At 72.7% G+C, this 10,158-nt stretch carries 10 protein-coding genes and 2 pseudogenes; 5 read left to right on the forward strand and 7 right to left on the reverse strand.

The annotated features are described in order from the left end of the window. The 3 genes and pseudogenes from fabI to B7767_RS08320 form a co-directional block, all read right to left on the reverse strand. Positions 1-835: pseudogene (gene fabI, locus B7767_RS08310) on the reverse strand (enoyl-ACP reductase FabI); the annotation flags it as partial. Further along, positions 832-1,044 carry an alpha/beta hydrolase gene (locus tag B7767_RS47845; protein ID WP_256923358.1) on the reverse strand — a complete coding sequence of 71 codons (213 nt, stop codon included), beginning with the start codon at positions 1,042-1,044 and terminating at the stop codon, positions 832-834. The pseudogene fabI and the gene B7767_RS47845, both read right to left, overlap by 4 nt. Then, a complete protein-coding gene (locus B7767_RS08320; RefSeq protein WP_085571604.1) occupies positions 945-1,565 on the reverse strand; it encodes an alpha/beta hydrolase in 621 nt (206 codons plus the stop codon). Before B7767_RS08320 ends, B7767_RS47845 begins: the two co-directional genes overlap by 100 nt. Before the next feature lie 231 nt (positions 1,566-1,796). On the opposite strand from B7767_RS08320, the gene B7767_RS08325 reads away from it, so the two are divergent. Beyond that, the gene (locus B7767_RS08325) at positions 1,797-2,009 is read left to right on the forward strand and encodes a hypothetical protein (protein WP_179167070.1); all 213 of its coding nucleotides are present in this window, start codon (positions 1,797-1,799) and stop codon (positions 2,007-2,009) included. Positions 2,010-2,439: 430 nt separating this feature from the next. Here the strand turns inward: B7767_RS08325 and B7767_RS08330 are convergent, their stop codons facing one another. Further along, on the reverse strand, positions 2,440-3,348 hold the full coding sequence (locus tag B7767_RS08330) for an SMP-30/gluconolactonase/LRE family protein (RefSeq protein ID WP_085571606.1): 909 nt from the start codon (positions 3,346-3,348) through the stop codon (positions 2,440-2,442). An 85-nt stretch (positions 3,349-3,433) separates the two neighbouring features. On the opposite strand from B7767_RS08330, the gene B7767_RS08335 reads away from it, so the two are divergent. Further along, a complete protein-coding gene (locus B7767_RS08335; RefSeq protein WP_085571612.1) occupies positions 3,434-3,904 on the forward strand; it encodes an Lrp/AsnC family transcriptional regulator in 471 nt (156 codons plus the stop codon). Here B7767_RS08335 and B7767_RS08340 read toward each other — a convergent pair. Next, the gene (locus tag B7767_RS08340) at positions 3,888-4,421 is read right to left on the reverse strand and encodes a VOC family protein (RefSeq protein ID WP_085571607.1); all 534 of its coding nucleotides are present in this window, start codon (positions 4,419-4,421) and stop codon (positions 3,888-3,890) included. The genes B7767_RS08335 and B7767_RS08340 overlap by 17 nt on opposite strands. Before the next feature lie 639 nt (positions 4,422-5,060). On the opposite strand from B7767_RS08340, the gene B7767_RS08345 reads away from it, so the two are divergent. Beyond that, positions 5,061-5,498, forward strand: a complete 438-nt coding sequence (locus B7767_RS08345) for a nuclear transport factor 2 family protein (protein WP_085571608.1) — start codon at positions 5,061-5,063, stop codon at positions 5,496-5,498. A gap of 28 nt (positions 5,499-5,526) precedes the next feature. Here the strand turns inward: B7767_RS08345 and ligA are convergent, their stop codons facing one another. After that, complete coding sequence (gene ligA, locus B7767_RS08350; RefSeq protein ID WP_085571609.1) at positions 5,527-7,599, reverse strand: NAD-dependent DNA ligase LigA; 2,073 nt, start codon at positions 7,597-7,599, stop codon at positions 5,527-5,529. A 117-nt stretch (positions 7,600-7,716) separates the two neighbouring features. Here ligA and B7767_RS08355 point away from each other — a divergent pair, with 117 nt between their 5' ends. Both B7767_RS08355 and B7767_RS08360 read left to right on the forward strand, forming a co-directional pair. After that, positions 7,717-8,289, forward strand: coding sequence for a TetR/AcrR family transcriptional regulator (locus B7767_RS08355; RefSeq protein ID WP_085571610.1), 573 nt, complete (start codon positions 7,717-7,719; stop codon positions 8,287-8,289). Between the two features lie 47 nt (positions 8,290-8,336). Continuing rightward, positions 8,337-9,527: a GDSL-type esterase/lipase family protein gene (locus tag B7767_RS08360; protein WP_085571611.1), complete on the forward strand. Its 1,191-nt coding sequence runs from the start codon at positions 8,337-8,339 to the stop codon at positions 9,525-9,527. 156 nt (positions 9,528-9,683) lie between these two features. Here the strand turns inward: B7767_RS08360 and B7767_RS47250 are convergent. Then, positions 9,684-10,158, reverse strand: a pseudogene (locus B7767_RS47250) (hypothetical protein); the annotation flags it as partial.

The raw sequence follows: 10,158 nt of genomic DNA on the forward strand, positions 1-10,158 counted from the left end.
GCTTCGTCCGGCGCCGGGCACGGCGGTCGGCCCCGCCGCGGCGGGGGCCTCCGGGGTCGGGCCCCCATGGCGTGCACGCCCCCGTCGACGTGCACGATCTCGCCCGTCGTGCGCGGGAACCAGTCCGACAGCGGGGCGACGACCGCGCGAGCGGCCGGCTCGGGGTCGGTCAGGTCCCATGCGAGCGGGGCACGCGTGCTCCACACCTTCCGGAAGGTGTCGAACCCGGGGATGGACCTGGCCGCCGTCGTCCTGACCGGGCCGGCCGCGACCGGATTGCAGCGGACGCCCCGGGCACCGAGATCCCGGGCCGGACAGCGCGAGGTCGCCCCGAGGGCCGCCTTGCTCACGCCCATCCAGTCGTACGCGGGCCACGCGGTCCGCGCGTCGAAGTCCGGTCCCACGACGGCCCCGCCGCGCTCCTCGAACAACGGCAGACAAGCCATGGCCAGTGACTTCAGGGAGTAGGCGGACACCTCCAGCGCGGTCGCCGCGGAGTCCCACCCGGTGGCGAGGAAGTCGCCGCCGAGGGCGTCCTGCGGCGCGAAGACGAGGAGTGCACCACGCCGTCCAGTCGCGCGTCCTCGCCCGCACACTCCCGGATCCGGTCCGTGAGGCCGTCGAGGTGCTCCGTGCTGCGCACATCGAGCCCGATCAGTGGCGCCGGGTGCGGCAGGCGCCGGGCGATGCGTTCGACGAGGCCGAGACGGCCGTAGCCGGTGAGCACCACCTCGGCGCCCTGCTCCTGGGTGAGCCGGGCGGTGTGGAAGGCGATCGAGGACTCCATCAGGATCCCCGTCACGAGTACCCGCTTGCCGGCGAGGAGGCCACTCACCGCACCGTCGCCCCGGCTTCCAGCCCGGCCCCGGCGGCCACGAACGCGGCCACCTCGGCGCTGACCCGGGGCGACCCGAGGATCCGGCGGTGGCCGAAGCTGCGGGTGGTCACCAACCGGGCACGCTGCCCGTGGGCCGCCACGAGGCGGCTCGCCCACTCGACTTCGACCGCCTCGTCGTTCTCGTCGTGAACGACGAGAACCGGCAGCCGCGGGCCGGTCGGGCCGGGGAGACCGTGAAGCGCCGCCACATGTCCTCGCCCGGATACAGGTCCCGCTCGATACGGCCGCGCAGCTCGGCGTCCTGCTCCTGGCACAGGCGCATCCGATGGCGGAACGCGTCGACCGGGCAGGCGAAGTCCGGCACCGGGCTGATCGCCGCGAGCCGTCCCGCGCCGGCTTCCTGCCGCAGGGCGACGACGGATGCCGGCACCCCGAAGGAGTGTGCCACCACGGCTCCGAAGTCCCCGTGGGCGTCGTGCGGCCGGATGATGATGTCGCGGTACTCCAGGAGGTTCGTGGTGTCGCCCTCGGACTCGCCGTGCCCCGGCGCGTCGAAGGCCACCGCGCTGAACCCCGGCTCGGTCAGCCGGCCGACGACCTCGGCGTAGCGCGAGGCGCGCGACTCCCAGCCGTGCACGAGGAGCGCCGGGCGTTCCCCCGTGCCCCAGCGGTAGACGACGGCCTTCCTGCCGCCCACGGTCAGCTCGCCGGTCCGTGCCCGCTCCATGACCGGGCGCTCGTCGGGGCGGGGTCCGCTGCGTCCCAGGGGTTTGCGGAAGAGGTCGAACAGCTTCTCCGCCTCGTCCCGCGCCCCCGTCGTCCGGGGCGGTACCGACAGCTGACACGGCGGGATCCATGTACGCCTCCTGGTCGCTCGGAGCTCGGAATATCAGAACGACCGTTCGCTCAGATTGTTCTCCGAGAGGTCGGAAAAGTAAACGCACGACCGTGCTACTATATGCCCGTCACTTCTCTGTCTCTGGAGGCCGACATGACGCTCGTACAGCTCCCTCCCGCCGTGGACACCGCGGTGGACCGGCGGCCCGGCCCCAATCAGTGGTTCAAGGACCATCTGGACGCCGTGATCGACGCCGAGCTGCTGAAGAGCTGCCCCGAAGCCGAAGCCGACGGCCACGACACGACGACCGTCCCGTCGGGACCGCGGCGATGACCGGCGCGGGCACCGGGGAGCGGGTCGGCATCGTGGTCGCCGCGGGCATGCTCAAGGGGGTCTACCCGCGGACCTCGGGAAAGGACCATGGCCACCGCTCACCGCACCGCCCGGCCCGGACGTCCCAGCGGTCCTGGGACAGCCGTAGGCGGGCGGCGGGGGCGGGACGGCGCGGGTGTTCTCGTGGGTCAACGGCATTTCTCCCTGCCTGGTCGACGGTGTGAACGACGACCGCACGAGGCTCGACGAGGCAGGGAGCGACATCGAACACGGGTGTTTCGGACGAAGCGGATCCCGCGCGGGGGCTTGGTGTACGGGGGGGCGGGAGAAGCACCGGTCCTTGGGCGGTGGGGGCCCGTGCGCGGGCCCGGGCGGCCGAGACGCCGACCGTCGATGCCCGCGCGGCGAACGGGATTCCCGTAGAGCCCGTTCAGAGGCGCGGAGCCCCGGTCACCGACATCACCAGGGAGTACAGGGAGGTGGTGGCGGTGATGAACAGGCGGTTGTTCTTCGGTCCGCCGAAGGCGATGTTGGAGACGGGCTCGGGCACGAGCAGCTTCCCGATGAGGGTGCCGTCGGGGTCGTAGCAATGCACGCCGTCGTCGAGGGCGGCGGCCCACAGACGGCCCTCGTCGTCGAAGCGGATGTTGTCGAAGCGGACCCCGCCCCGGCCCTCGGCGAAGACCTCGCCGCCGGAGAGGGTGCCGTCCTCGCGGATGCCGTACGCGTGGATCCGGGCGGCCCGCGAGTCGGAGACGTACAGCCGGCTCTCGTCGGGGGACAGGACGACCCCGTTGGGCCCCTCGAGCCCGTCCGCGGCGAGGTGGACGTCCCCCGACAGCGGGTCGATCCGGTACAGGTTGCACGCGCCGATCTCCGACTCGGCGCGATGGCCCTCGTAGTCGCTGGTGATGCCGAAGTCCGGGTCGGAGAACCAGATCGTGCCGTCGGAGCGTACGACGGAGTCGTTCGGGCTGTTGAGCCGCTTGCCGTCGTACCGGTCGGCGAGGACGGTCACGGTGCCGTCCGGTTCGCTGCGGGTCACCCGGCGGTTGCCCTGCTCGCAGGTGACCAGGCGGCCCTGCCGGTCGACGGTGTTGCCGTTGCTGTGACCGGCCGGGGTGCGGAAGACGCCGACGGTGCCGGTGGCCTCGTCCCAGCGCAGGATGCGGTCGTTCGGGATGTCGCTCCAGACCAGCTGGCGCCAGGCGGGCAGGTACAGCGGGCCTTCCGCCCAGCGGCAGCCGTCGTACAGGACTTCCAGCCTGCTGTCGCCGTTCGCGCAGCGTCCGGTACGGAAGCGGTCGTCCAGGATCTCGTACGGGCCGTTGGTGGGCATGGCGTCCCCTCGCAGAGAGTGATCAGGATCTGATGCAACGTAACACGCATACCGCTGAATCAGGTACGGTCATCACATGAGACGACTGGATGACATCGACCGGCGGCTGATCGCGCTGCTCCAGCGGGACGCGACACAGCCGTACGCCGCTCTGGGGGCGGCGGTCGGCCTGTCGGCGGGCGCGGCGCACGAGCGCGTGCGCAAGCTGCGCGAGCAGGGCGTCATCCGGGCCACGACCGTCGACGTCGACCCCGCGGCACTCGACCGCGGGGTCCTCGCCTTCGTGCTGGTCGACTCCACGGCGTGGATGGGGGACAGGTCCGAGGACTTCGCCGCCGTACCGGAGATCCAGGAGGCGCACGTCATCGCGGGGAGCTCCTCCGTCCTGGTGAAGGTGCGCACCGCCACCACCGAGCACCTGCAGGACGTGCTGCGCCGCCTGTACGCGATCGACGGGGTCAGCGGGACACAGGCGACGGTGGTCCTGGAGACCTTCTTCGAACGCCCGCCGGACGCCGGTGGGGACCGCGACGGTCCGGTCAGCCGGCCGTCCTGACGGGCGCGCTGCTCCGGCCGTGGCGCCGGCCGGTGAGCTCGGCGTCGAGCGTCGCCTGCGCCACCCGCATGCCCTCCGCGTACACGGGGTCCCGCAGGCGCTTCCACATCTCGTCCTCGGAGACGTCCTCGACATGGCAGACCACCCACCAGATGTTCCCGAAGGGGTCCTTGACCCGCCCGCCACGCTGCCCGAAGGCGTTGTCCGACAGCGGTGTGACGACCTGGCCCCCGGCCGCGACGGCGCGTGAGAACGCCGCGTCCGCGTCGGCGACGAACACCCGCAGCAGGCTCGGCAGGACCGGCCAGTCCGCGTGCCGGTCGAAGGCCAGGACGACGGTGTCGCCGACCCGGATCTCACCGTGCCCGATCGACCCGTCCTCGGTCGCCACCCGCCCGAGTTCCTCGCCGTCGAACGCCTGGGCGACGAAGTCCAGGAACGCCCCGGTGTCGTCGGTCACCACCCAGGGCGCGACGCTGGTGTAACCCTCGGGTGCGGCGCCGGTCCGCTCGGTCATCACGGTCTCCTTCCGTCGGTGTCGGTCGCTCACGACGGTAGGCGGCGAGTAGGTCGGATCCTGACCTCGATGGCCGGGCGCGTCCGTTGTCCCAGGCGGTCCGTACGCTCGTCGGCGTACCGCGCCGAACCGGGGAGGGGACGGCGACGGGGGTCACCGCGCGGGACGCGAGCGAGGCGCCGCGGAAGCCGACCGCGAGCCCTCATGCGGTCGGCCCCACGACACAGATCCGGAAGATCCTTGTCACCGGAGTTACCGGCCGTCGGGTTGTCGTCGGAGTTACCGGGAGCTCCCGGTCGCCGGAGTCGCCGGAGTCGCCGGAGTCGCCGGAGTCGCCGGTCGTTGTGCCGTCACCGGATCCCTCGGAGCTCCCAGAGCCCCCGGAGCCCTCGGCCGTCGGGTCTCCGCCGGACTTCTCGCCCGAGGCCGGCCGCACGGTCCTCGACACCGTGGAGAAGGGCACCCGACGCCCGGCCCGCCCCCTCACCCGGCGGGCCGCGGGCACGGCACGACCGTGGAAGGCATGGGCCGGGCATGACGTCCGAGGTAATCGACCCGCTCCATCCGCCTCCGGCAGGATGGAGCACATCGACGGAGACCCCACGCCGGGCTCCGGGCCGCAGCCGAGAGGGGAGCGTCATGCCCATCGACCCCAGTGTCACCAACGGGAGTTCCGCCGAGGTCACCCGGGCCGTCGTGGGGGAGTTCCTCGCCGCCCGGGCGGCCGGGGACACCGGGCGGCTGGCCGCGGTCTTCGCCGACGAGGTCGACTGGCTGCTCGCCGAGAATCCCGCCGTCCCGTGGATCCGCCCGCGGTCCACCGCCGCCGAATGCGCGGCCCAGCTCACGGAGTTGATGGAGCACACCGTGCCCGAGGACGCGCGCGCCTCCGTCGACACCTTCCTCGTCGACGGGAAGGACGCGGTCCTGATGGGTCACCTGTCGGGGACGGTACGGGCGACGGGCCGCTCCTTCCAGGGTCCGTTCGCCCTGCGCCTCACCGTGGAGGGCGGCCGGATCACCCGGCACCACCTCTACGAGAACAGCCTGTCCATCGCCGAGGCCTGCGCCCCCTGACGGGCGGGCGCGGGCCCCGGCGGCCGGCTCAGTCGAGGAGTTCGGCGACCAGGGCGGCGAACTCCTCGGGGGTGGCGAGGCGGATGCCGAGCTGTTCGGCCTTCGCGCGCTTGGAGCCGGCGCCCTCGCCCGCGACCACGAGGGCGGTCTTCTTGGAGACGCTGGAGGAGGAGCGTCCGCCGGCCCGCTCGACGAGCTCGTTCATCTCGTTGCGGGAGAGCTTCTCCAGCTTCCCGGTCATCGCGCCGGTGACCACCACCGTCATCCCGGCCAGCGGGCCGCCCTCGGCCGGGGCGTCGTCCTCGGCACCGGCCGGCGGCGGCGGAGTGGCTCCGGGCTCCGTCATGTTGACACCGGCGGCGGCGAGCTTGTCGATGAGCGGCGCCAGTTCGGCCAGCTCCGCGACGATCGACGGCGCCTTCTCCGCCCCGATGCCGTCGACCCGCTGCATGGCGTCGGCGTCGGCCGCGCGGATGTGGTCCATGGTGGCGAAGTAACGGGCGATGCGCCGTGACATGGACCTCCCCGTACCCCGCACGCCCAGTGCGCACAGCACCCGCGACAGCGGCTGCTCCTTGGCCCTGGCGAGCGCGGCGAGCAGATTGTCGGTGCTGGTCTCGCCCATCCGCTCCAGGGCGAGCAACTGCTCGCGCCGCAGGGTGAACAGATCGGCGAGATCGGCCACCAGGCCCGCCTCGACGAGCTGCACCACACGGGTGGCGCCCAGACCCTCGATGTCGAGCTGGTCGCGGCCAGCCGCGTAGGCGAGGGACGCGACCAGGTGGCAGTTGCGGCCCTGCGCGCACCGCCAGCGTTCCTCACCGGTGTCGATGTCCGAACCGCAGCGCGGACACTGCGCAGGGAACTCGATCGGCCGCTCCTCACCCGTCCGCAGATGGGCCACCGGCGCCTCGATGCGGGGGATGACGTCGCCCGCCCGGTGCACCATGACGTGGTCGCCCAGGCGCAGGTCGCGGCGGGTGATGTCGGCCGGGTTGTGCAGGGTGGCGTAGGTGATGGTGGAGCCGTCGATGACGACCGGTTCGAGGACGCCGCGCGGCGCGATGATGCCCGTACGGCCGACGTTCCACTCCACCTCCAGCAGCCGGGTGATCTTCTCCACGGCCGGCAGCTTGTAGGCGATCGCCCAGCGCGGCGCGCGGGAGCCGGACCCCGCGGCCCGCTGGTCCTCGGCGAGGTCGGCCTTGATGACGATCCCGTCGATGCCGAACGGCAGCTCGGCGCGGACCGCGGCGATCTCCTCGACCCGCTCCAGGACTTCCTCGACGGTCTCGGCGACGACGTCCGGGACGGCGGTCCGGGCGCTGGTGTGCACCCCGAGCTCGCCGGCCAGCGCCATCAGTTCGCTGTGCGCGAGCTCGTTCAGCTTCTCGGCGAGGACGGGGTCGGTGTCGGGCAGCGGCAGCAGACCGTAGCCGAAGAACGTCATCGGAACCGTGTAGACGCGCTCCTTCGCCCGCAGCGTGCCCGCGGCCGCGTTGCGCGGGTTGGCGAACGGCTGCCCGCCGTGACCGGTGCGCACCTCGTTGGCGTGCTCGAACTGGGCGGCCGTCATGAGGACTTCGCCGCGCACCTCCACGGTGACCGGCTCGTCCAGCTTCTCGGGCAGTCCCTCGATGGTGCCGATCGCGTGCGAGACGTCCTCCCCGGCCGTCCCGTCCCCGCGGGTGATCAGCCGGGTGAGCCGGCCGCCGCTGTACCGGGCGGCGATCGCGAGCCCGTCCAGCTTCGGACCCACGCTGAAGCGTGTCGCCTCACGTCCGGTACGGCGGGACAGGGAGGCCGTCCAGGCGGTGAACTCCTCCGCGGAGAACACGTTGTCGAGGCTGAGCATCGGCACCGTGTGCGGCACGTCGCCCTCCACCGCCCCGCCGGCGACCTTCCCGGTGGGGGAGTCCGGGAGTATCCCGTCGGGATGCTCCGCCTCCCAGTCGGCGATCCCCCGTACCAGCCGGTCGTAGGTGTCGTCGTCCAGCGCCGAGGTACCGCCCTCGTAGTAGGCGGCGGCCGCACGCACGGCGTCCTCGACCGCCTGCGCGTAGGCGGCGGCATCCACGATCACTGCTGCAGGTGTTGTCATGCGTCGCATCTTGCCTCCCACCACTGACAACGGGGCCCGACGGGCATCACACCCGGCCCGTTTGCCTAAAGCTATTAGGCAGATGCATACTCGGTTTAGTCGATTGGGAGGATGGTTATGGCAGCACGCGTAGGTCTGACGGCGGAACGCCTGACCAGGGCGGGGGCGGAGCTCGCCGACGAGGTCGGCTTCGACCGGGTGACGGTCTCCGAGCTCGCCCGGCGCTTCGACGTCAAGGTGGCGAGCCTGTACTCCCACGTGAGGAACTCCCAGGACCTCAAGACGCGGATCGCGCTGCTCGCCCTGGAGGAACTCGCCGACCGTGCCGCCGACGCCCTGGCCGGACGGGCCGGCAAGGACGCCCTGACCGCCCTGGCGAACGTCTACCGCGACTACGCGCGGGAGCACCCCGGACGCTATGCGGCGGCCCAGTTCCGGCTCGGTCCGGAAGCGGCCGCCGGCAGCGCGGGAGTGCGGCACGCACAGATGACCCGGGCCCTCCTGCGCGGCTACGACCTGACGGAACCGGACCAGACCCACGCGGTCCGCCTGCTGGGCAGCGTCTTCCACGGCTACGTCAGCATCGAGATGGGCGGAGGGTTCAGCCACAGCGCCCCGGACACCCAGGAGACCTGGTCACGCGTCCTCGACGCGCTCGACGCCCTCCTGCGCAACTGGCCCGCGCCCTGACCACGACTCCCGGACCCTCCGGCCGGCCCGACCCATGGACGGAAACAATGCCCTCCACCCCGTACACCTGGACCACCACCCCCATCACCGCGGACCTCGTGCGCGGCGCCCTCGACCTGGAGCCCACGGCGAACGGGGTCCTGCCCCACCGCCTGCCCGCCCGGGCCCGCGCCCAGAACACCGACGGACAGCTCGCCATGGCCGAGTCCCAGCCCTCCGGCGTACGACTGGTCTTCCGCACCCGGGCGACCGCGGTCGAACTCGACACCCTGCCCACCAGACGGGTCTACATCGGTGCCCCGCCCCGCCCGGACGGCCGGTACGACCTGCTCGTCGACGGTCGCCCGGCCGGCCGGGCGACCGCGACCGGCGGCAACACCCTGACCATCGACATGAGCACCGGAGCGGTCGAACACGGCGCCGGCCCCGCCGGCACCCTCCGCTTCACCGGCCTGCCCGAGCGCGACAAGACCGTCGAGATCTGGCTGCCGCACAACGAGACCACCGAACTCGTCGCCCTGCGCACCGACGCCCCCGTCGAGCCGGCACCCGCCTTCGGCCGCAGGACCTGGCTGCACCACGGCAGCTCCATCAGCCACGGTTCCGACGCCGCGAGCCCCACCACGACCTGGCCCGCGCTCGCCGCGGCACAGGGCGGCGTGGAACTGGTCAACCTGGGCTTCGGCGGCAGTGCCCTGCTCGACCCGTTCGTCGCCCGGACCATGCGCGACACGCCCGCCGACCTGATCAGCGTCAAGATCGGCATCAACCTGGTCAACACCGACCTGATGCGGCTGCGCGCCTTCGCCCCGGCCGTCCACGGCTTCCTCGACACCATCCGCGAGGGCCACCCCACCGCACCGCTGCTGGTCGTCTCGCCGATCCTGTGCCCCATCCACGAGGACACGCCCGGCCCCACCGCCTACGACTTCAGCAGGCTCGGTGAGGGGCGGCTCCTGTTCACCGCTGCGGGGGACCCCGAGGAGCGGGCCGGGGGCAAGCTGACGCTCGGCGTCATCCGCGACGAGCTGAAGCGCATCGTGGCGCAGCGCGCGGCCGACGACCCGAACGTGCACCACCTCGACGGCCGTGACCTCTACGGCGAGGCGGACCACTCCGAACTGCCGCTGCCCGACCGGCTCCACCCCGACGCGGCCGCGCACCGCCGCATCGGCGCACGCTTCGCCGCCCACGCCTTCGCGGCCGGAGTCGGCCCGTTCACGCAGGCCGAGGAGTGACCTGCTCGAAGAACCTGAGGCTCCAGCCGGTGTCGGTGTCCGTCCCGGGAACGCCGGCACGGCTGTAGGCGGTGCTCCCCCACCAGCAGAACGTGCCCGTGTACCGGCAGCGGTTCTCCCAGGTGTACGGCGTTCCCTTCGGCACCGCGTGGGACATCAGCGGGAATCGCGGCCCGGCGGGCGGGCGGGCTGGTGCCGATGTCGCCGTGCAGCGGCACGAGAAGCTGTGGTGGCCGGGACCGTCGACGTGCGGCGTCGGGTCCCAGCCGGCCGTATGGCCCGCTTGTCGTCCGGCAGGGCCGGTTTCGTCCCGGCGGAGCCGATCACGTACATCCGGTGGGCCGCGCCGCGCCCGGCCGTGAAGTGGATGCGGTAGCGGCCGCCGTCCCTCACGATCTCCGGCGCCCGGACCTCACCGAGACCACGCGTGTCCGACCGGACCTGCCGCGGAGCCGCCGAGTCCGGGGCCGCCGTGGAGGACGCCTGCCGTACGACGATGCCTCCGCCGGCCGACTGCGCGGAGACGTACGTGCCACCGATCCGGAGCACGCCCGGGTCCGCGGCGCGCGGCCCGGTCCGGTCCGCCGGGCGGGCCCGGCGGACGTCGGGGTCAGCGCGGCGGCGAGGGCGC

The sequence above is a fragment of the Streptomyces sp. 13-12-16 genome, assembly GCF_002114215.1.
Taxonomy (GTDB): domain Bacteria; phylum Actinomycetota; class Actinomycetes; order Streptomycetales; family Streptomycetaceae; genus Streptomyces.

Coding starts and splice junctions, on each gene's coding strand:
- B7767_RS08355 (WP_085571610.1), top strand. CDS start 7,717: ATGGCAGCACGCGTAGGTCTGACGGCGGAACGCCTGACCAGGGCGGGG.
- B7767_RS08325 (WP_179167070.1), top strand. CDS start 1,797: ATGCCCGTCACTTCTCTGTCTCTGGAGGCCGACATGACGCTCGTACAG.
- B7767_RS08340 (WP_085571607.1), bottom strand. CDS start 4,421: ATGACCGAGCGGACCGGCGCCGCACCCGAGGGTTACACCAGCGTCGCG.
- ligA (WP_085571609.1), bottom strand. CDS start 7,599: ATGACAACACCTGCAGCAGTGATCGTGGATGCCGCCGCCTACGCGCAG.
- B7767_RS08320 (WP_085571604.1), bottom strand. CDS start 1,565: ATGGAGCGGGCACGGACCGGCGAGCTGACCGTGGGCGGCAGGAAGGCC.
- B7767_RS08345 (WP_085571608.1), top strand. CDS start 5,061: ATGCCCATCGACCCCAGTGTCACCAACGGGAGTTCCGCCGAGGTCACC.
- B7767_RS08360 (WP_085571611.1), top strand. CDS start 8,337: ATGCCCTCCACCCCGTACACCTGGACCACCACCCCCATCACCGCGGAC.
- B7767_RS08330 (WP_085571606.1), bottom strand. CDS start 3,348: ATGCCCACCAACGGCCCGTACGAGATCCTGGACGACCGCTTCCGTACC.